Source organism: Streptomyces ossamyceticus (assembly GCF_001418475.1).
Taxonomy (GTDB): domain Bacteria; phylum Actinomycetota; class Actinomycetes; order Streptomycetales; family Streptomycetaceae; genus Streptomyces; species Streptomyces ossamyceticus.
In genome coordinates, this window is the sequence record NZ_LIQX01000112.1 from 1 (window position 1) to 20,696 (window position 20,696).

At 71.4% G+C, this 20,696-nt stretch carries 19 protein-coding genes; 9 read left to right on the forward strand and 10 right to left on the reverse strand.

The window, feature by feature from the left end:
* Positions 1-48: 48 nt before the first annotated feature.
* Complete coding sequence (locus AOK15_RS10195) at positions 49-2,268, reverse strand: OmpL47-type beta-barrel domain-containing protein (RefSeq protein WP_205632108.1); 2,220 nt, start codon at positions 2,266-2,268, stop codon at positions 49-51.
* Positions 2,268-4,757: a ThuA domain-containing protein gene (locus AOK15_RS10200; protein ID WP_079058400.1), complete on the reverse strand. Its 2,490-nt coding sequence runs from the start codon at positions 4,755-4,757 to the stop codon at positions 2,268-2,270. The genes AOK15_RS10195 and AOK15_RS10200 overlap by 1 nt, the downstream gene beginning before the upstream one ends.
* Before the next feature lie 204 nt (positions 4,758-4,961).
* Between AOK15_RS10200 and AOK15_RS10205 the strand changes: the two genes are divergently transcribed.
* Positions 4,962-5,990 (forward strand): multicopper oxidase domain-containing protein, encoded by a 1,029-nt coding sequence (locus AOK15_RS10205; RefSeq protein WP_055515068.1) that lies wholly within the window; start codon positions 4,962-4,964, stop codon positions 5,988-5,990.
* 25 nt (positions 5,991-6,015) lie between these two features.
* Here AOK15_RS10205 and AOK15_RS10210 read toward each other — a convergent pair whose 3' ends face one another.
* Positions 6,016-6,885 carry a hypothetical protein gene (locus tag AOK15_RS10210; RefSeq protein ID WP_055515042.1) on the reverse strand — a complete coding sequence of 290 codons (870 nt, stop codon included), beginning with the start codon at positions 6,883-6,885 and terminating at the stop codon, positions 6,016-6,018.
* 153 nt (positions 6,886-7,038) lie between these two features.
* On the opposite strand from AOK15_RS10210, the gene AOK15_RS10215 reads away from it, so the two are divergent.
* Positions 7,039-8,109, forward strand: a complete 1,071-nt coding sequence (locus tag AOK15_RS10215) for a LacI family DNA-binding transcriptional regulator (protein WP_055515044.1) — start codon at positions 7,039-7,041, stop codon at positions 8,107-8,109.
* 108 nt (positions 8,110-8,217) lie between these two features.
* Here the strand turns inward: AOK15_RS10215 and AOK15_RS10220 are convergent, their stop codons facing one another.
* Positions 8,218-9,438 (reverse strand): glycoside hydrolase family 64 protein, encoded by a 1,221-nt coding sequence (locus AOK15_RS10220; RefSeq protein WP_055515047.1) that lies wholly within the window; start codon positions 9,436-9,438, stop codon positions 8,218-8,220.
* Between the two features lie 353 nt (positions 9,439-9,791).
* Positions 9,792-10,583: a VOC family protein gene (locus AOK15_RS10225; RefSeq protein WP_055515049.1), complete on the reverse strand. Its 792-nt coding sequence runs from the start codon at positions 10,581-10,583 to the stop codon at positions 9,792-9,794.
* A gap of 460 nt (positions 10,584-11,043) precedes the next feature.
* On the opposite strand from AOK15_RS10225, the gene AOK15_RS10230 reads away from it, so the two are divergent.
* Complete coding sequence (locus AOK15_RS10230; RefSeq protein WP_180303658.1) at positions 11,044-11,292, forward strand: WhiB family transcriptional regulator; 249 nt, start codon at positions 11,044-11,046, stop codon at positions 11,290-11,292.
* A gap of 56 nt (positions 11,293-11,348) precedes the next feature.
* On the opposite strand, the gene AOK15_RS10235 is transcribed toward AOK15_RS10230, so the two are convergent.
* The 4 genes from AOK15_RS10235 to ssgD all read right to left on the reverse strand — a co-directional run bounded on the left by AOK15_RS10235 (position 11,349) and on the right by ssgD (position 15,892).
* Positions 11,349-12,326 (reverse strand): acyl-ACP desaturase, encoded by a 978-nt coding sequence (locus AOK15_RS10235; RefSeq protein WP_055515052.1) that lies wholly within the window; start codon positions 12,324-12,326, stop codon positions 11,349-11,351.
* Between the two features lie 221 nt (positions 12,327-12,547).
* Positions 12,548-13,324 (reverse strand): dimethylargininase, encoded by a 777-nt coding sequence (gene ddaH, locus AOK15_RS10240; protein ID WP_055515055.1) that lies wholly within the window; start codon positions 13,322-13,324, stop codon positions 12,548-12,550.
* A 174-nt stretch (positions 13,325-13,498) separates the two neighbouring features.
* The gene (locus AOK15_RS10245) at positions 13,499-15,130 is read right to left on the reverse strand and encodes an ABC-F family ATP-binding cassette domain-containing protein (RefSeq protein ID WP_055515057.1); all 1,632 of its coding nucleotides are present in this window, start codon (positions 15,128-15,130) and stop codon (positions 13,499-13,501) included.
* A 345-nt stretch (positions 15,131-15,475) separates the two neighbouring features.
* Positions 15,476-15,892: a spore wall synthesis regulator SsgD gene (ssgD, locus tag AOK15_RS10250; protein WP_055515059.1), complete on the reverse strand. Its 417-nt coding sequence runs from the start codon at positions 15,890-15,892 to the stop codon at positions 15,476-15,478.
* A 295-nt stretch (positions 15,893-16,187) separates the two neighbouring features.
* Here ssgD and AOK15_RS10255 point away from each other — a divergent pair, with 295 nt between their 5' ends.
* From AOK15_RS10255 to mmpA, 4 genes are all read left to right on the forward strand, one after another.
* Complete coding sequence (locus tag AOK15_RS10255; RefSeq protein WP_055515061.1) at positions 16,188-17,234, forward strand: WD40/YVTN/BNR-like repeat-containing protein; 1,047 nt, start codon at positions 16,188-16,190, stop codon at positions 17,232-17,234.
* 113 nt (positions 17,235-17,347) lie between these two features.
* Positions 17,348-17,671: a hypothetical protein gene (locus AOK15_RS10260; RefSeq protein ID WP_055515070.1), complete on the forward strand. Its 324-nt coding sequence runs from the start codon at positions 17,348-17,350 to the stop codon at positions 17,669-17,671.
* 65 nt (positions 17,672-17,736) lie between these two features.
* A complete protein-coding gene (locus tag AOK15_RS10265) occupies positions 17,737-18,438 on the forward strand; it encodes an endonuclease V (RefSeq protein WP_055515063.1) in 702 nt (233 codons plus the stop codon).
* Positions 18,439-18,531: 93 nt separating this feature from the next.
* Positions 18,532-18,678: a morphogenic membrane protein MmpA gene (mmpA, locus tag AOK15_RS45560; protein ID WP_167738806.1), complete on the forward strand. Its 147-nt coding sequence runs from the start codon at positions 18,532-18,534 to the stop codon at positions 18,676-18,678.
* 60 nt (positions 18,679-18,738) lie between these two features.
* On the opposite strand, the gene AOK15_RS10270 is transcribed toward mmpA, so the two are convergent.
* The gene (locus tag AOK15_RS10270; RefSeq protein WP_055515065.1) at positions 18,739-19,917 is read right to left on the reverse strand and encodes a saccharopine dehydrogenase family protein; all 1,179 of its coding nucleotides are present in this window, start codon (positions 19,915-19,917) and stop codon (positions 18,739-18,741) included.
* Positions 19,918-20,009: 92 nt separating this feature from the next.
* Between AOK15_RS10270 and AOK15_RS10275 the strand changes: the two genes are divergently transcribed.
* Together AOK15_RS10275 and AOK15_RS41885 are read left to right on the forward strand one after the other, a co-directional pair.
* On the forward strand, positions 20,010-20,390 hold the full coding sequence (locus tag AOK15_RS10275) for an MmcQ/YjbR family DNA-binding protein (RefSeq protein ID WP_055515072.1): 381 nt from the start codon (positions 20,010-20,012) through the stop codon (positions 20,388-20,390).
* Between the two features lie 145 nt (positions 20,391-20,535).
* On the forward strand, positions 20,536-20,696 hold a 161-nt coding region (locus AOK15_RS41885), incomplete at its 3' end, for a CoA transferase (protein ID WP_205632109.1).

A 20,696-nucleotide genomic window follows, 5' to 3' on the forward strand; every position in this document is an offset into this window, starting at 1 on the left:
TCACAGCATGCCGTACGCCACTGACAACGGGGCGTGGGCGGGCGGGCCCTACAGCTCCTTGATCCGGATGTCCCGGTAGGAGACCACGTCCGTCGTGCCGTGCACCTGGAGTCCGAGGTAGCCGGAGGCGAACCGCCGCCCGTCCGTGCCCGGATCGTCCGCGCGGGGCGGGGCGAAGTCCTGGCCGCCGGTGTTGTCGAACTCGTTGATCAGCACCCCGTTGCGGTACACGGAGTAGTGCTGGTCGACCACGCGGATCTCGTAGTCGTTCCAGGTGCCCTTCTGTGTGACGCCGGCGCCGGCGAGCCCCACCCGGTCGAAGCCGTAGACCGACCCCGTCTTGTACATGTCGCCGTCGGGCCGGTCCAGGACCTGCACCTCGTGGCCGTACTTGATGGCGACCCACTCCGGCCGTGACTCCTCCGGGTGCTCGTGGACCCACGGGAACCGCACGAAGACACCGGAGTTGGCGTTGGATCTGCCGGGCGCGTCGTCACGCCACTGGAGGCGCAGCGAGAAGTCGCCGTACTTCCGCTCCGGGAACCACAGCATGCCCAGCCCGTCCTTCGTCGTCCCGGACGTGATCGAGCCGTCGGCGTTCCGGGCGAACGAACCGCCGCCCACCTGCTGCCACTTGGCGAACGACTCGGCCGTGCCGTCGAGGATCGTGCGGTAGCCCCCGGTCTGCCCGGGCCTGCCGATGCCGGACTCCGCCGCCGCTTCCTTCACCGCGTCGTACTCGCGCTGATCGACGACCCCGTCCTTCAGCAGCCTGTCCAGCACGGTGTCGACGTGCTTGAGGAACAGGGCGTGGGACGTCCACTCCTTCTCGTCCTCGATCAACTCGTTGATCCGGCACCGGTTGTCTGTCACCCGGTTCGGCACGCCCGAGTCGATCGTGCCGACGAACACCGTCAACCGCTCGTCGTACTCGGCGCAGTTGGGCGCGGGGACGCCGCCGCCTGCGACGACCGTGAAGGTCGCGGAGCGCGCCGGGGCGGTGTTGCCCGCCTTGTCGCTCGCCCGGTACGCCACGGTGTGCGTGCCCGCGCGGTCGACGACCACGGGGGAGGCGTAGGCGAGATAGGGGCCACCGTCCAGGGAGTACTCGATCGCGGCCACCCCCGACCCGCCGTGGTCCGTGGCGCTGACGGTGACCTTCGCGTTCCTCAGGTAGGCGCCGGCCGCGTTCCGCTCGCCCTCGACGGTCACCCCGGTCACCGGCGGTGTCGTGTCGGCGGCGGGCGGGGCCACGACCGTGAACGCGACGTTCTTCTCCGCCGAGACGTTGCCCGCCTTGTCCGTCGCCCGGTACCGCACGGTGTGCGTGCCGACCTCGTGGACCATCACCGGAGCCGTGTACGGACGCCAGGCGCCCGAGGCACCGAGCGCGTACTCGACGGTGTTGACCCCCGAGCCGGTGTCCGACGCGGAGACGGTGACGGTGGCCATGGAGACGTACTGGCCCTGCGCGTCGCGCTCACCGGTCACCGTCGCCGAGGTCTCCGGCGCGGTGGTGTCGTCTGTCGGCGGGGCGACGACGGTGAACTCGACGCTCTTCTCGGCGGCCGTGTTGCCCGCCTTGTCGACGGCCCGGTAGCGGACCTTGTGGCTGCCCACCCGGTCCGTCACGACGGGGGTGGTGTACGGCACCCAGGCGCCCGAGTCGCCGGTCGCGTACTCGATCCGCTCGACCCCGGAGCCGCCCGTGTCGGTCGCGGTGACGGTGACGGTCGCCGAACCGACGTACGCGCCCTGGGAGTTCCGGGTGCCGCTCACGGTCGCCGAGGTCGCGGGCGCGGTGGTGTCCTCGCCGGTGCCCTCGGTGACCACGAGGATGCCCTGCATCTGCCCGTGGCCGGGGATGGTGCAGTAGTAGCGGTAGCGGCCGGGGGTGAGCGTGACCTCGGCGGTGTGGCGCCCGCCCCGGTCGTCGTTCGGGTTGGCGAGGATGTTCAGCGGGACGTCGTGGTTGTACTCGGGGTCGGAGACGTCGAACGTCAGGGTGTGCGGCATGCCCATCGTGTTGCCGGTGGCCGTGCTGTTCTCGAACACGAGGGTCGTCACGCCCGCCACCGCGGTCCTCGGCGCGCTCGTGTACTTGGTGATGTCGTCGCCCGCGGTCCAGGTGAGCACCTGGGCCGCTTGGGCCGCCGGGGCCGCGGCCCCGGCGGCCGGCTCGGCCCGCCCGGAGGCGGGCGTCGCCGTGAGACCGAGCACCATCAGCAGGGCCGCCCCCAGGGCCACCCACAGACGTCTCTCCCGCATCACCGCGCACCCCTCGCGAGTTGGTCGGCGGACGGCGTGGGACCGCCGCCCGTGTAGGTCACCCGCCACAGGGCGGACTTGGCGTCGGAGGTGAAGAAGCCGCGCCCGTAGTCGAGGAGGTAGAGGGCCCCGTCCGGCCCGAACTTCCAGTCCATGAGGTTCTTGATGCCGTCGTTGCCGACCGGGATGATCCGTTTCAGCGTCTCGGCGTGGATCGGGAGTCCGCCGCCGCCGTGGTTCTTCGGGTCGGTGAGCACGGCGTGCCGCGGCTGGTCGGCGTCGTAGAAGTCGCCGACGAACCACTTGCCGTCCCAGTACGCGGGCCACTGGCCGGAGCCGGTCGCGGCGGGGTCGTAGCGGTAGACCGGGCCGTTCATCGCGGCCTGCCCGCCCCCCTTCAGCCAGGGCAGCAGGTACGTGGCGTCCTCGCTCCTGTAGGAGGGGACGCCGTTCGCGTCCCTCGGGAAGTCGGGGGCGCCGCCCTGCGGTGAGTACCAGATGTTGTTGCCGGTCACCGGGGGCAGGTTGACGAGCCCGTCGTTGTTGGGGGACTCGTTCTTCGGGTGGTCGCAGTCGTACCAGCCGAGCGGTTTCGACGGGTCCGGCAGGTTGCGGTCCCGGTACGGCTGCTCGTTGCCCATGCAGTACGGCCAGCCCCGGTTGCCCGCCTCGGTGATGACGGCGAACGTGTCGTACTTCGCCGGGCCCCAGGTCGTCGACGGCGTCGAGGCGTCCGGGCCGACCCAGCCGGCGTAGAGGACGTCCGTCTTCCTGTCCACGAAGATCCGCGCGGGGTTCCGGACCCCCATCACATAGATCTCGCCGCGCGTCTTCCCGCCTCCCTCGTCGGTCTCCTTCCCGGCGAAGAGGTTGCCGGCGGGCAGGGTGTACGTGCCGTCCGGCTCCGGGTGGATGCGCAGGATCTTGCCGTTGAGGTTGTTGGTGTTCCCTGCCGTGCGGCGCGCGTCGGCGAAGGAGACGCCCTTGTAGTTCGGCTGCGGGTTGTTGCCCGAGTAACCGGCGCTGAAGCCACTGGAGTTGTTGTCACCGGTCGCGATGTACAGGTTGCCCCGCGAGTCCCAGGCCATCCCGCCGCCCGCGTGACAGCAGCTGTGGATCTGCACCGGCCACGTGAGCAGCACCTTCTCGCTGCCCAGGTCCAGCTTGTTGGTCGCGAGGTCGAGCGTGAAACGGGAGACGCGGCGCTCGGCCGTCCGGGTGTCGCGGTTGATCCGCTCGTGCGGCGTGTAGTGCAGATACACCCAGCCGTTCCGCTGGAAGCCGGGGTCCAGCTCGATGCCCAGCAGACCCTCCTCGACCTTGATCAGCTCGTCGCCGCCGCCCTTGTTGCCGAAGACGGTGAGGGCGCCGGCCAGGGTGACCTGCCTGGTCCGCGGGTCGTAGACGTGGACCTCGCCCTTGCCCTTGCCGATGTCCGGGTCGTTCCAGTCGGTGACCACCGGCTGCGAGGAGTCCGCGCCGCCGCGACCGATGTAGAGGACCCGTCCGTCGGGGGCGGTGACCAGTCCGTGCGGTTCGCCGATCTGGTCGTTCTGCCCGGGCTGGTTGGGCCGGGTCAGCCGCTCCGCCTTGTAGTTGGCGTCGATCGTCGCCTTGCAGTCGGCCCGGGTCAGCCGGGACGTCCACAACAGGGCGCCCCGCAGATGTGTACGGAAGTCGGTCTCGTCGTACGCCGACACCGTCCCGCCCATGCCTGTGTAGAAGGAGCGGCCGCCGTCGTAGTCACGGCACCAACTCATGGGATGGTCCCAGCCGTTGGCGCTCGCACCCGGCCGATACGTGGACTCGCGCACGCGGGCCACGGTGTGGACGGCGCCGGACGGGTTCTTCACCCAGTTGAACCACTTGTCGGGCCGCTTCCACTGCACCGGCAGGTCCTTGGTCGCCGGGTGCCTCCGGTCACCGACCTCGACCGTCGCCCGCTGCACCGATGTCGGGCTCGACGCGGCCGGGCGCGCGCCGATCAGCCCCGTGAACCAGTCGGAGTACGGCTCGGCGCGCGCCGCGTCGTGGATGCCGACGAAACCGCCGCCCGCCTCCATGTACGCCTCCAGGCCCGCCTCCTGCTCAGGGTCGAGGACGTCACCGCCTCCGGTGAGGAAGACCACCGCGTTGAACCCGCCGAGGCGGACCCCGTCGGTGAACACGGAGGCGTCGTCGGTGGCGACGACCTCGAAGCGTTCGGCCGCGGGCCCGGACAGCCCGATCCGCTCGATCGCCTCGATTCCGGCGTTGACGAGAGGCGACTCCTCACCGGCGGCCGCCGAGCCGTGGAAGACCAGCACCCGCGGGCCCGAGCCGCCCGGGGGTGAGGTGATCGACATCGTTGTCAGCCCGGGTTCCGGCGCGGGGCGGGCATGCGCAGCGGGGCCGGACAGCAGCCCCGCGGCCAGGACCGAGGCGGTCACGACGGCCGCCCAGGGCCGTCTTCCCCGCGTTCTCGTGTCGCTCAACCCTCGTAAGTACATGGGCACCTCCTCGGTCACAGCCGCAGCGCCAAGGAAGTTAGACCCCTTTGCGCGGCGCGCCAATACCTATGACCGGAATGCCACAAACTTTGTCCTGGGTGTGGATAAACACATGCGGTGCCGCTACCGTCTCACAGGTTCACCACAGACTCAGGCGCGTTGTCGTAAATGCCTTACTCGCATGGGGAGTTCCGGATGGACGGACTGGACAGACGAGGCTTCAACCGACGGCTGCTGCTGGGTGGCGCGGCCGCCGCGACATCGTTGTCCGTGGCCGTCGACACCATCGGCGCCCCCGAGGCCGTGAGCGCCGACACCACCGCGCGGACCGCCCCCGCGGGCGGCGAGGTCCGGCACATCAAGCTGTACGCCGAGAAACTGGCGGACGGCCAGATGGGCTACGGCCTGGAGAAGGGCAAGGCGTCCGTCCCCGGCCCGCTGATCGAACTGAACGAAGGCGACACGCTGCACATCGAGTTCGAGAACACCATGGACGTCCGGGCGAGCCTGCACGTCCACGGCCTGGACTACGAGACCTCCAGCGACGGCACCGCCCTCAACAAGAGCGACGTCGAGCCCGGTGGCACCCGTACGTACACCTGGCGGACGCACGCGCCCGGCCGGCGCAAGGACGGCACCTGGCGGGCGGGCAGCGCGGGGTACTGGCACTACCACGACCATGTCGTCGGCACGGAGCACGGCACGACCGGCATCCGCAAGGGCCTCTACGGGCCCGTGATCGTCCGTCGCCAGGGTGATGTCCTGCCCGACAAGACCGTCACCGTCGTCTTCAACGACATGCTCATCAACAACAAGCCGGCCCACACCGGACCCAACTTCGACGCGACGGTCGGCGACCGCGTGGAGTGGGTCGTCATCACCCACGGGGAGTACTACCACACCTTCCACCTGCACGGACATCGCTGGGCCGACAACCGCACGGGCCAGCTGACCGGCCCCGACGACCCCAGCCAGGTCATCGACAACAAGATCTGCGGCCCCGCCGACTCCTTCGGCTTCCAGATCATCGCCGGCGAGGGTGTCGGCGCCGGCGCCTGGATGTACCACTGCCACGTCCAGAGCCACTCCGACATGGGCATGGTCGGTCTGTTCCTGGTCCGCAAGCCGGACGGCACGATCCCGGGGTACGAGCCGCACGAGCACAGACAGGAGAACAAGCAACAGGGCAAGCAGGAGCACAAGCCGGAGCGCAGGCAGGAGCACGCGCACTGAGCCCTGCCCGCCGGTGCGCCCCGCCTCAGCTCCCGCTGATGTCCAGCACGCCCCACTCGGTGCTCGACCGTTCCCGGACGTAGAGGCGCGACCCCCGCGACACGACGTGTCGCCGGCGGTACAGCGGGGTGCCGTCGGCGCACGTCACACGGCTGGTGCTGCGGACCTCGACCGTGGTCTCGCCGAGCGAGGCGAGGGTCAGGCGGTCGCGGTCCTTGCGGTACCCGCCGAGGAACGCGACGCGTTCCCCGTCCACGGCCACGCCCGACGCGCCCTGGACCGGCGTCGTCCGCAGGCGCGGCGGTCGGCCGTCGCGTATCTCCACCAGCGGGAAGGACGTGTACGGATACACCCAGGCGGCGCGACGGTCCACGTTCAGCGCGTAGCAGTCGGCGATCCAGTCACCGCCGGGCGGCGGACTGTACTCCCACAGGGCCTCGCCCGTGGCGCTCCAGCGGCGCGCGCCCGCCGCGCTGAGGGGATCGTCGCCGAACACACCCTCGTCGAAGTAGCCGATCCACAGGTCGCCGGACACGTCGGTCAGCAGGTGTTCGATGGCGTCGCCGACGCGGAACGTCCAGGAGGGTCGTCCCAGCGCGTCGAAGACCTGGACCTGCTCGTCACCCGTCCGGCTGCGCGCGTCGGCGACGACGAAGCCGCCGTCCGGGAGCGCGTCGATCCTGGGGTGGCGGGCCGACACCGAACTGAGCGTGGTCGCGTACGAGGCGCCGTCGTCGACGGTGACGACCACCGCGTCGTACGGTCCCGGTGTTTCCGCGGGCGTCCGGAGCAGCCAGTGGGCGCGGCCGAAGGCGTCGACCGTGCTGTGGAGGAGACGTAGATCGTGGTACGCGCGGGGGAGACGGGCGTACGGGGCGAGGCGGTCAGGCGTCATGGGCCTTTCTCATGGTCATACGGTGATCCTCACGGCCGCCTCGACCCCGGCGCAACCGAATTCCGGCGGACGCCCGCGCCCGATCCGGGAGCGCTCTCAGGCCGGCCGGGCCGCGGCTATCCTGATCCCCACCCGCTCTTGAGGAGTCCCGAAGTGACCGAGGCAGTGTCGCGTCCCACGTTGGAGGCCGTGGCCGCGCGCGCCGGGGTGTCACGGGCCACCGTGTCCCGTGTCGTCAACGGGGGCGACGGCGTTCGCGAGCCGCTGGTGGAACGGGTGCGCCGGGCGGTCGAGGAACTCGGCTACGTCCCCAACCAGGCGGCCCGCAGCCTGGTCACCCGGCGCCACGACGCGGTGGCCGTCGTGATCGCCGAACCGGAGGCCAGGGTCTTCGCGGATCCCTTCTTCGCCCTCCAACTGCGCGGGATCAGCAAGGAACTGACGGCCCACGACTCCCAGCTCGTCCTGCTGCTCACCGAGGGGCCCGAGGACTACGCGCGGGTCGGCCGGTATCTCGCGGGCGGGCATGTCGACGGGGCGCTCGTCTTCTCCCTGCACCTCGACGACCCGCTGCCGGGACTGATCCGGGGCGCCGGTGTGCCGACCGTGTTCGGCGGACGGCCGGGCTGGGGTGACGGTCCGCGCGGCGACGGTCCCACCGTCTACGTCGACAGTGACAACCGGGGCGGAGCGCGGGACGCCGTACGGCATCTCGTCGGCCTCGGCCGCACCCGGGTCGCCCACATCACCGGCCCTCTCGACCAGACCTCCGCGGTCGACCGGCTCGACGGTTTCCGTGACGTCATGGTCGACGCCGACCCGCGGCTGATCGTGGAGGGCGACTTCACCCCGGCCGGCGGTGAGCGCGCGATGCGCGTCCTCCTGGACCGCTGCCCCGAGGTGGACGCGGTGTTCGCCGCGAACGACCTCTCGGCCGCCGGCGCCCTGCGGGTGCTGCGGGAGCGGGGGCGGCGGGTGCCGGAGGACGTGGCCGTGATCGGCTTCGACGACATGCTGCCGGTGGCGGAGGGTGCCGACCCGCCCCTGACGACGGTCCGTCAGGACATAGAGGAGATGGGGCGGTTGATGGCCCGACTCCTCCTGCGGGGCCTCGACCGACGGGGCCGGGACGAGGACGCGGACCCCGGCCCGGGCAAGGGCCTGGGCGGCGCACCGTCCAGCGTCGTCCTCCCGACGACCCTGATCCGCCGCGCCTCCGCGTGAGCCGCGGGACCCAGGACCTGCGTGCGTGACCGTGACCTGCGTGACCTGCGTGACCTGCGTGACCAGCCGGATCTGCCGGATCTGTCTGGCCCGCGGCCCGCGGGGGCCCTACGCGCCCACCGTCACCGTGAACCGTCGCGGGTTGCCGTCATGCGCCGCGCCGGAGACGTCCGGCTGGCCGTCCGGGCGTACGTCGTCGTAGGGAAAGGCGTACCCGATGGGCGAGTTGGCGTGGACGACGCGCGACCAGTGGTTGGTCACGGGTCCCCGGTAGTAGTCGCCGGCCGTGGACCCGTTCGGCTGCGTGGGGTGGGTGAGCATGAGCGAGCGGTTGAAGCCGGCGGCGATCCGGGCGAGGAGGGCCTTCTTGGGGTCCGGGTCGCCAGGGTTGTTGGCGAACGGGCCGTGGTTGCAGGTGAAGATGTCCTTCGAGGTGGGCTTGGCGAAGGAGTGGCCCCCGGTGAAGGTGAGCCGGTCGCCTACGACCCGGCCGGTGAGCACGCCCCGGCCGCCCTGGAGGTCGATCCGCAGGTCGGTCGAACGGTACTTGTCCCAGACCTGGTTGACGTACGCGTCCCAGTAGGAGCGGAACGGCATCTGGTCCGGCCGGTCGAAGTACGGCGCCATCAGGTTCTGCGGGGAGATGACCCGCAGGACCCGGCCGTCGCCGCTCCGGATGACGAGCCGGTCCCACGGCTGGCCGTCCCTCGCGGCCTGGGCCACCAGGTCCGAGGCGATCCGGTCCACGGCGCCGCTCGGCAACGGGGCCACGGTGTGCGTGGTGTCGCCCTCCAGGGTCAGACCGATGGGGAGGGCCGTCACCAGGTCGACGTAGCTGATGTTGGCGAACAGCTGGGTGGTGTCGAACGTGAACTCGCAGAACGACCACGTCCTGCCGAAGTTGGGATCGGCGGGTGTGGCGAACGCCGGCTCGACCAGCGCCGGACCGGGGTTGAGGAAGAAGTCGAGGGTGTTGTCGCGCACGAAGTAGACGCGGGCGCCGAACATCTGGGGGAGAGTCAGTACGACGGGCGCGGAGCCGGCGGGGCCGAGTGGGATGGCGCAGTCCACCGGCAGCGGTGTGTGCGGCGCCGACGGCGAGGTCGGCCGGTAGACGCTGCCGTTGGCCCGCAGCAGCACCCAGGCGCCGGTCGCCTGTTCGTGCCCGGTGACGTACGCCCGGACCGTACCCGACAACGAGGCGTTGCGCAGGGCCAGTTGGCAGGTGGTGGGCGCGGCGGCCCGGGCGGGAGAGGTGAGAGCGCTCCCAGCCATGGGCGCGCCGATCACGGCGGCGGTTCCGGCGAGGAATGTACGACGAGAGAGCATGGTGGGGCCTCCTGGGAGTGGGGAGTGGAGGCACAGGGGGTGGGGCCCCTGCTGTGGTGCCCCCACTGTTCCCAGGGGAGGTTGAGTCGTCAAGACTTATGACTGAGAGCGCTCTCAGGACTTTTCCGTGTTCGGGTCTTGACGGTGGGCGGGCCGGTCCTAGGCGCGCGGCTTCGGCCAGCGGGTCGTCCCGCCCGCCGCGTCACGTGGGTGAGGAGAAACGGGATGGGGGAGGTGTGAGCGGACCCTGAGCGTCGGGACCCGGCTCCGCCCGGCGGATCCCGATGATCCCGTCGCCGAGCCGTCCCGGCCTGCGGCGGCCCCACGGGACCGCCGTCGGGTCCTCGCCGCTCTCACCCCTGCGGTGGCGCGCTCTTGATCACCGCGAAGCGGGCCCCGTACGGGTCGGTCAGCTTGGCGATGCGGCCCACGCCCGCCAGGTCCGTCGCGGGCATACGGACGCCGCCGCCCCGCTCCTGCGCCTTGCGCACCGTCTCGTCGGTGTCCGTGACCTCGAAGTACGGCAGCCAGTACGGCCCGGACTCCGCCTCGGTGGGGTCCGCGTCCAGCGGGACGATGCCGCCGAACATGTCCCTCTCCTCCTTGCCCGCAGGGTTCACACAGGTGTAGCTGCCGCCCGCGAAGTCCATCGCCGAGGTCTCCCAGCCGAACACCGCGTTGTAGAAGCCCGCCGCGGCCGGCAGGTCGGGGGTGTACAGCTCCACCCAGCACAGCGAACCGGGGTCCATGACGACGTCGAGGCCGGTGGTGCGGCGGGGCTGCCAGATACCGAAGGGGACGCCCGCCCGGTCGGCGAGGATGGCCATCCGGCCCTCCTCCGCCACATCCATGGGCCGCATCAGCACCGAGCCGTGCGCCTGCTCGGTGGCCTTGGTCGTGGCGTCCGCGTCCGGTGACTGGAAGTAGACGTTCCACGACGGCGGGCCCTGCTCCGGGGGGTTCTGCATCCCGGCCGCGGCGGTGCGGCCGTCGAGCTGGAAGAAGCCGTAGCCGCCCATCTCGGGGCCGGCCGACCGGAAGTCCCAGCCGAAGAGATGCGCGTAGAACGCGCTGGCTCCCTCGATGTCGGGGGTGCCGAGGTCGATCCAGTTCGGGGCGCCGGTGACAAAACGGGTCGTGAGCATCCTGGCCCTCCTCCGAGGGGTCCGTGAGGGGTCCCACTGCCTTTCTGTCGAGTCTCGCACCGCCCACTGACAATCGCCGGGGCGCCCCGGCCAGGGCTCGGCCGACGGAGTGGTCACCGAAGACGGGTCGGTCGGCCGCGGCGGTAGCGCGCGTCCCGCGCCGATCAGACGCGATGGCCGGGCGGGCAGGTGGCCGGGCAGTCAAGCGGCCAAGTGGCCGGGTGGCCGGGCAGTCAAGCGGCCGGGTGGCTGGGGTGGCCGGGCGGGTAGGCGCCCAGGCGCCCAGGCGGCCGGGCAGCCGGGTGGCCCGGCAGCGAGGTGGTCAGGCGGCCTCGCAGGCGCATCCCTCCGCGCGCCGCCGTGCGCGGGGGCGTCCTCCGGAGGGACCATCAGGGGTCCGGGCCGCCGTGTTGATGCGGCGTTGATCGAACGTTTTTCGTCGACCGGCACGATCCTCTCCATGCACATCGACACGATCACCCCGGTCGACATCGCCTGGCAGGAGCGGGCGCTGTGCGCGCAGACGGGGGCCGACTTCTTCTTTCCCGACCCCGGCAGCTCGGTACGCGAGGCGAAGCGCATCTGCGGCATGTGCGAGATGCGCACCGCCTGCCTCGACTACGCCCTGGCCAACGACGAGCGCTTCGGCGTCTGGGGCGGCCTGTCCGAGAAGGAGAGACTGCACCTGCGGCGCGCCGGACGCGGCTGACGCCGGGTGACGGGTCTCCGTCCACCCGGCGTCAGCCGTGTTTTCCCGCGTGGGGGTCACGCCTTCCCGCGGGCCGCCATCCGGGCCTTGCGGGCGGCGAGCTTCTCGTCGAACTTGCGGGCCTCCGCGTCGAGGCCGCCCAGGTAGAGGCCGAGTTCCTCCTGGGCCTTCATGCCCTCGGGGCCGAGACCGTCGATCTCCATGATCTTCAGGAAGCGGATGACGGGCGCGAGGACGTCGTCGTGGTGGATGCGCAGGTTGTACACCTCGCCGATGGCCATCTGCGCGGCGGCGCGCTCGAAGCCGGGCATGCCGTGGCCGGGCATGCGGAAGTTGACGACGACGTCGCGGACGGCCTGCATGGTGAGGTCGGGCGCGAACTCGAACGCGGCCTTCAGCAGGTTCCGGTAGAAGATCATGTGGAGGTTCTCGTCGGTCGCGATGCGCGCCAGCATGCGGTCGCAGACCGGGTCACCGGAGTGGTGGCCGGTGTTGCGGTGCGAGACGCGCGTGGCCAGCTCCTGGAAGGCGACGTACGCGACCGTGTGCAGCATCGAGTGCCGGTTGTCCGACTCGAAGCCCTCGCCCATGTGGGACATGCGGAACTCTTCGAGCTTGTCCGGGTCCACCGCGCGCGAGGCGAGCAGGTAGTCGCGCATCACGATGCCGTGGCGGCCCTCCTCGGCGGTCCAGCGGTGCACCCAGGTGCCCCAGGCGCCGTCCCGGCCGAAGAGCGTGGCGATCTCGTGGTGGTAGCTGGGCAGGTTGTCCTCGGTCAGCAGGTTCACCACGAGGGCGATACGGCCGATCTCGCTGACCTTCGACTGCTGCTTCTCCCAGGCCTCGCCGTCCTCGAAGAGACCGGGGAAGTTACGGGCGTCGCTCCACGGGACGTACTCGTGCGGCATCCAGTCCTTGGCGACCTTCAGATGCCGGTTGAGCTCCTTCTCGACGACTTCCTCCAGCGCGTACAGCAGCCGCGCGTCGGTCCAGTCGGAGGACGGGCTGCCGAGAAGAGGGGAAGTGAGCGACACAGAGGCTCCAGGGGGACGACCGGGGATGAACACATGTGCGGTCACGCGCGCGTGACTGAACCTACGGCATCGTAGGCTACGTATCCGTAGGTTATGAAGACGTAGGTTAAGCGCACGGTAAAGACCCCTGATCAGAAAGGCCTTGCATCGGGCGGCCGGGTATGCCGAACGGCCCCTGGACGCGCAGGTCCAGGGGCCGAAACGGTCGGGTGATCACCCGGTCAGACGTACAGCTCCCGCAGGCGCACCGAGAGGCATGTCACACAGCCCTCCAGCTTCTCGAACTCGCTGATGTCGACCAGGACGGGCTCGTAGCCGAGGTCGGAGTAGAGCTCCGCGGTCTTCGGCGCGCTCGCCGCCATCAGCAGTTTGTCGCCGCCGAGCAGCACGACGTGCGCCCCGGCCTCCTCCGGTACCGGCAGGAAGCGCCCGAACAGCGACGGCGTGTCCATCTTCGGGATGTGCCCGACGACCGTCCCGTCCGGCAGCGCCGTGACCGCCGACTTCAGATGCAGCACCTTGGTCACCGGCACGGACACGACCCGCGCCCCGAGCGGCTCGAACGCCGCCCGCAGCTGCTGGACCCCGGCCGCGTTGGTGCGTCCGCCGCGGCCCACGAAGACGGTGTCGCCGACCTTGAGGACGTCGCCGCCCTCCAGCGTGCCCGGGTCCCACACCCAGTTCACCGAGCAGCCGAGCGCGGCCACGGCCTCCTCGGTCCCGGCGGTCTCCTCCCGCCGGGACTCGGCGCCGGGGCGCGCGATCAGCGCCACGTTCTTGTACATGACCACCGTGTCCTCGACGAACACCGAGTCCGGGCAGTCGTCGGCCGGGTCGACCTCGATGGTCTCCCAGCCGTGGGTGCGCAGTGCCTCCCCGTACGCCTCCCACTGCTCGACCGCGAGGTCGACGTCCACCTCCGCGCGTTCGACGTGCGTGACGAGGCCCTCTGCCAGGCGGGGGCTGGGACGACGGACGAGGGCCTTCTTGCTGGGCACGTGTGGGACTCCGAATCGAACGAGGGTTTTCCGGCGCCCGTGAAGCGACGCCGGTCCGCCATCATGCAGCCCCGCCCCACCAGGACAAAACCCCCGCACCCAGGCTGTGCCCCTCCTGAGATACTCGGCGGTAGCCGGCGCCGGGCGTCCCGCGGCGGGCGCGGCCCGCCGGGATCAGCCGGTCGTCCCCAGCTCCTCCGGGGTCGTGGTGCGCAGGCCTCCCTCCTCCAGCAGCAGCCACCGGGTGATGCCCAGGGACTCCAGGAACGGCAGGTCGTGGCCGGCCACGATCAGGGCTCCCTCGTACGACTCCAGTGCCGTCGTCAGCTGGCGCACGCTCGCCATGTCCAGGTTGTTCGTCGGCTCGTCCAGCATCAGCAGCTGCGGGGCGGGTTCGGCGAGCATCAGCGCGGCGAGGGCCGCCCGGAAGCGTTCCCCGCCGGACAGCGTCGCCGCCGGCTGGTCGGCGCGGGCGCCCCGGAACAGGAAGCGGGCCAGTCGGGCCCGCACCCGGTTGTTGGTGGCGCCCGGCGCGTACCGGGCCACGTTCTCGGCGACGGTCAGCCCGTCGTCGAGGACGTCGAGCCGCTGCGGCAGGAACCGCAGCGGAACGTGCGCCTGCACCTCGCCGCCCACCGGCTCCAGCTCACCCGCGATCGTGCGTAGCAGTGTGGTCTTGCCCGCGCCGTTGCGCCCGACGAGCGCGATCCGCTCGGGGCCCCGCAGATCGAGGCCACCGTCCACCCTGGCCCCGTACCGCAGCCGCAGGTCCAGGGCGGTGAGCACGGTGCGGCCCGGCGGTACGGCCGTGTACGGCAGGTCGACGCGGATCTCGTCGTCGTCCCGTACGGCCTCCACCGCCTCGTCGAGCCGCTCCTTGGCCTCGGCGAGCTTCTCCTCGTGCATGATGCGGTGCTTGCCGGCGGACTCCTGGGCGGCCCGTTTCCGGGCGCCCATGACGATCTTGGGCTCGCGTTTCTGCTCGAACATCTTCTGGCCGTACCGCTTGCGCCGGGCCAGTTTCACCTGGGCGTCGACCAGTTCGCGCTTCTGCTTCTTCAGATCGGCCTCGGCGACCCGCACCATCCGTTCGGCCGCCTCCTGCTCGGTGCCGAGCGCCTCCTCGTAGACGGAGTAGTTCCCGCCGTACCAGGTGACCTCCCCGGCGCGCAGATCGGCGATCTGGTCGACCAGGTCGAGGAGTTCGCGGTCGTGGCTGACCACGATCATCACCCCGGACCACGCCGAGACGGCGTCGTACAGCCGACGGCGGGCGAACAGGTCGAGGTTGTTGGTGGGTTCGTCGAGGAGCAGCACGTCCGGGCGGCGCAGCAGCAGCGCGGCCAGGCGCAGCAGCACCGACTCGCCGCCCGAGATCTCGCCGATCGTGCGGTCCAGGTCGACGTGGCCGAGCCCGAGCTGACCGAGGGTCGCCAGGGCGCGCTCCTCCACGTCCCAGTCGTCGCCGACCGCCGCGAAGTGCTCCTCGGCCACGTCGCCCGCCTCGATGGCGTGCAGCGCGGCGCGGGTCGCCGCGATGCCGAGCGCCTCGTCGACGCGCAGCGCGGTGTCGAGCGTGACGTTCTGCGGGAGGTAGCCGACCTCGCCGGCCACCCGGACCGTGCCGTCGGTCGGGGTCAGTTCCCCGGCGATCAGCTTCAACAGGGTGGACTTCCCTGACCCGTTGACCCCGACGAGCCCCGTCCGGCCGGGGCCGAACGCGATCTGGAGGTCCTCGAAGACGGGCGTGCCGTCGGACCAGGCGAAGGACAGGGACGTGCAGGTGAGGGAAAGGGGAGTAGACATAAGGGCCTCGCGGTTGCTTGCGGTGGTCGGGGCAACGCGTGCGGACACCGCGAGCGCGACACTGCGAGGCGAGGGCGAACCCGCTGGGGCGGGGCCGGAAGAAGGCCCGCTGCCGGGGGACGGCTCGTACGCCGAGGTCGCACGCAACGCACACAGGAAGCCGGGATACGGCGATGATGTGTGACGCGGTGTCTCAGGACCTCAGACGAGCAACGTCCTTCTCCAATCGACGGCAACAGGACCGCTGTACAAGGTAGGAGGGCGTTCTTGGGGTGTCAACGGATTAAATCGGCACCCGGACCGGCCGCCCCCGGCCTGGGCGGGGCGGCGTCGGAAAGCCTGGTCTCAGCAGGCGTCCCGCATCAGCTCGGCCAGGTCGCGGTCCAGGTCGACCTGGTGGTGTTCGAGGCCGAGCGGCACCAGCTCGGTCGTCCGCTCCAGGAAGCGGCGCACCTCACCCGCGAGGACGTGCACCACGGCGGTGCCCTCCGGGGCGTGGAACTCCATGACCAGCCGCTCGTAGCCGTACGGGCGGACGCGGACGTCCCCCTGACCGACGGCCTCGTCCATGCCGGTCACCATCAGCTCGCGGGCGAAGGTCCAGCAGACCTCGACACCCTCCAGCGTCGCCGGGGCGGGGAACGTCATACGGACGGCGAACGGGTCGCTCCGGTCGTAGTGGAGCGTTGCGGGAATGCTCGGCATCCGCGGCGCGGCGGCGACGAGACGGGCCTCGACGGGCTGCTCGATGACGGTGGACAACGCCTTGCTCCCTTGTGACGGCTGGACGGACTCCGGACGGCATGGCCGGGCATGTGAAGAGACGCTGGATCGGGCCGATGCGTGCACGCGGGCTTCGAGTGACCTCTGTCACCGACTCCAATCACCGAGGTGATCCATTTCTCGTCCGGCGGTCCCGGCATACCCGTGAGGACACCGCACGCGGCCCCACGGTTCCCTGCCGAGGCCATCTGGACGGCGCCCGGGGGGTCGGCTAGCTTCGCCCGCCATGAGGGCCTTGGGGCAGTCGAGAAGCAGGATCCGGACGAGTCGGACGATGACGATGGGACTGGCCGCGACGGCGCTCGCCGCCGCCCTGGCCGTGCCCGCGCAGGCACACGGGGACGGTCGGCCACCGCACTGGGAACTGAAGCAGACCGGCACTGACGTGCGCTTTCGCGGGCTGGCCGCGGTCAGCCGGAACACGGCCTGGCTGGCCGGCACCGGCGGCACCGTGCTGCGGACGAGGGACGGGGGCGAGCACTGGCGCACGGTGTCACCGCCCGGCGCACAGGATCTGCAGTTCCGGGACATCGAGGCGTTCGACGCACGCCGGGCGGTCGTTCTGGCCATCGGCGAGGGCGAGGCTTCCCGCGTGTACCGCACGGACGACGGCGGCGCCACCTGGACCGAGACCTTCCGCAACACCGACCCGCGCGCCTTCTACGACTGTCTGACCTTCTTCGACCCGCGCCACGGGCTCGCCATGAGCGACCCGGTGGACGGGAAGTTCCGCATCCTGTCCACCGAGGACGGCGGCCGCTCCTGGAACGTCCTGCCGGACGACGGCATGCCCCCCGCCCTGGAGGGCGAGGCGGGCTTCGCGGCGAGCGGGCAGTGCCTGGTCAGCTCGGGCCGGCGCGACGTCTGGCTGGCGACCGGCGGAGCGGCACGCGCGCGTGTGCTGCACTCCGCCGACCGCGGCCTGACCTGGACGGCCACCGACACCCCCGTCCCGGCGGGCGACCCGGCCCGCGGTGTCTTCGCCCTCGCCTTCCGCGACCGGGCCCACGGCATCGCCGTCGGCGGCGACTACCGCGCCGACCAGCCGTCCCCGACCGCGGCGGCCACCACCGGCGACGCCGGGCGCCGCTGGACGCCCGCCGCCCACCCACCGCCCGCCTACCGCTCCGGCGTCACCTGGCTCCCGTACAGCCGTACGACCGCTCTCGCCGTCGGTCCCACCGGCACCGATCTCACCACCGACGGCGGCCGCACCTGGCGCACGGTCGACACCGGCTCGTACGACACGGTCGACTGCACCCCCGACCGCGGCTGCTGGGCCGCCGGGGAGAAGGGGCGCGTGGCCCGGCTGGAGCACTGACGGGACGGTCGGTGGACGGGCGGGACGAGGCAGGCGGACGGGCGCCGGCCGGGACTGGATCCAGCACGCCGGGATACCCGTGCGGTGTTCGCGTCACGAAGGGAGTGATGGGCATGCCTCGCGGTTCGAGCCCCAAGCGGGAACGCCAGTACGAGCACATCAAGGAGAGTGCCGAGGACCGCGGTGAGAGCGAGTCGCGCGCCAAGGAGATCGCCGCCCGCACGGTCAACAAGGAACGCGCCCGGTCCGGCGAGTCCAGGACCGCGAGCCGTACGTCCACGCAGGACATGTCGTCCGGCAAGCGCGGTGGGCAGCGCTCCCACAGCGGGTCCGAGGGACCCACGTACGACCAGCTGTACGAGGAGGCCAAGCGGCGCAACATCCGCGGCCGTTCCGACATGAACAAGAGCCAGCTCGAGCGCGCCCTCGACAAGTAGCCGAGAAGTAGCCGAGCAGCCCTGGGCGGCGTGCTGACGGCGGGGATGCGTACGCTCGTCGGACCATGACGACCGTACGCATCCCCGCGGGCTGGCCCGCCACCGACGATCAAGCCCGAGCCGTGCAGGACGAGTTGCGCGGCAAGGTGGTCCTCGACGAGACCGGGCCGCCGCCCGGCACCGGGCACGTCACCGGCGTCGACGTCGCGTACGACGACGAGCGGGACGTGGTCGCGGCGGCGGCCGTCGTCCTGGACGCGGCCACCCTCGACGTGGTCGCCGAGGCCACGGCGATCGGACAGGTCTCCTTCCCCTACGTCCCCGGCCTGCTGGCCTTCCGGGAGATCCCGACCGTCCTCGCGGTCCTCGACGCGCTGCCGTGCGACCCCGGTCTCGTCGTCTGCGACGGCTACGGCCTCGCCCACCCCCGCCGCTTCGGCCTCGCCAGCCACCTCGGCGTCCTCACCGGGCTCCCCACGATCGGCGTCGCCAAGAACCCGTTCACCTTCACCTATGACGACCCCGGCACCCCGCGCGGCAGTGCCTCGCCCCTCCTCGCCGCCACGGGATCGGGCGCCGAGGAAGTGGGTCGCGCGCTGCGCACCCGCACCGGGGTCAAACCGGTGTTCGTATCGGTCGGCCACCGCGTGACCCTCGACAACGCCTGCGCCCACACCCTCGCCCTGACCCCGGCCTACCGCATCCCGGAGTCGACCCGACACGCCGACGCCCTCTGTCGCCGGGCCCTGCGGGAGGCGGCCGGCTGAGCCCTAGGGGCGCGCACGTGAGTACGTCCGGGTTTCGTACCTGAGTACGAGTACGGATATCGGCGCGTCGTCATGATCGGCAGGCTGGTCCGCATGACGACGCACCGCGCCCCGAAGCCCGCCGCCAGCCCCAGCCAGCCCGTCGAGCGGGCCGTCACGGCCGGACTGCTGCTCGCCCTGATCGCCGGGCTCGCGTGGATCGGCGGAATGGTCTACACGCTGACGGGGTGGGCCCAGTAGGGCGAGCGCGGCGGGGGCGGTGGGCCCCCGGCCGCCTCACGGCGTCGTGCCGAGCCCGTGTCACCGGGCGGCGGCCACCCGGAACGTGATGCCCGCCGCGCGCAGCCGTTCGATCAGCGCGTCGCCCATCGCCACCGCCGTCGTGACCTGGCCCGCGGTGGGGGGAAGCTCGTCGAGGGCGAGGCAGAGCGCCGACTCGGCGAACATCTTCGCCGTCTCGCCGTAGCCCGGGTCACCGCCCGCGACCTCCGTGAAGACCCGCCGGCCGCCGCCCTCGCCCACGAACCGCACCGAGAACCAGCTCTTGGCCCGCGTCTCGGCGCTCGGCCCCTCGCCCGGCTTGTGCAGATTGCCCAACCAGCGCCGGGCGGGCGGCACTTGCGCCGCGGCGACGACCGCGCCCACGAACGCGACCCCGCCCACGGCGAACGGCAACGTCCTGACGGCGGCGTAGTGGCGGTAGCGGAAGTCCGGCCCGTAGCGCCGCAGAGCCCGCGCCGAACGTTGCACCACCTGCGCGTCGATGGTCGGCAGCGGCAGGGCCCACGCACCGACCTCCTTGGCGTAACGGGGCGCGCTCACCGGCGCGTACGCCCGCCGCCCCACCGTCCGCGGCTCGTGCCGCTTGCGGTCCCGCGCGGCGGCCGCCGTCTGCCGGGCCCGCGAGAAACCCGTCAGCGCGGAGTGGAACGTACCGCCCGAGAACATCCCCGACGCCCGCACGTAGCCGTCGACGGTGATCGGCACGTCCTCCGGGAGCTGCCGCACCGTGAAGTACGCCCCCAGGTCGTGCGGGATCGAGTCGAAGCCCGCCGCGTGCACGATCCGCGCGCCCGTCTCCCGCGCGCGTGCGTCGTGCCGGACGAACATCAGGTCCACGAACTCGGGCTCACCGGTGAGGTCCAGATAGTCGGTGCCCTCGTCGGCGCAGGCGGCCACCAGTTCCTCCCCGTACGTGATGTACGGGCCGACCGTCGTGGCCACCACGCGCGCCTGCCGGGCGAGTTCGCGCAGGGACGCCGGATCGGACACGTCCGCCCGGAGCACACCGATCCCCTCACCGTCGGGGAGCCGTTCCCGCAGTGCCGCCAGCTTCTCGGCGCTGCGCCCGGCCAGCGCCCAGCGCAGCCCCTCGGGCGCGTGCTCGGCCAGATACTCAGCGGTGAGCTCGCCGACGAACCCCGTCGCCCCGAAGAGCACGATGTCGTACGCCCGATCCGCCCTGCTGTGCGTGCTCATGGAACCTCTCAGCCCTCGCCCCCGCGCCGTTGTCGGTGGGTGAGGCTAGCGTGAGGGACGAGCAGCCGAACGCGCGGGATCCGGAGGTGGCCGTGGCCGTTCCCAGGAACGCCCTGAAAAAATGGGAGAAGGTACGCGAGTTCGCCCTCGGCATGCCCGGCGCCGCCGAGGAGTTCCCGTGGGGCGAGAGCGTCGCCAAGGTCAACACGAAGGTGTTCGTGTTCCTCGGCGTGGACGACGGCAGCCATCCGCTGGGCGTCACCGTGAAGCTCAAGGACGAGGAGACCCACACCCACGCCCTGACCTGTCCGGGAGCCGAGCCCGCCGGATACGGCCTCGGCAAGGCCGGTTGGGTGCGCGTCCCACTGGAGGAGCCGGGTGCCCCGAGCGCGGAGCTGCTCTGCGACTGGGTCGAGGAGAGCTACCGCGTGATCGCCCCGAAGCGCCTGATAGCGGAGCTGGAGACCCGCTGATCCTGGCCGACGCGCGCCGGGACATCCGGCACGACCTTGGGCACAATGGCTAAGCGTTTGCTCACCTTGGGCCTTGTGCGCGGTGGAACACGTTCTTAACATCACTGGTGTTACATCATCGGTGTCACAGAGCTGGGGGCTCTCGATGGCAGTGGCGAAGACGCCCGGGCACGGCCCGCTCGCCGGTGTGCGCGTGGTCGAACTCGCGGGCATCGGCCCCGGACCGTTCGCCGCCATGCTCCTCGGCGACCTCGGCGCCGACGTGGTCCGCGTCGACCGGCCCGGCGGCGCCGAGGTCGCCGAGGA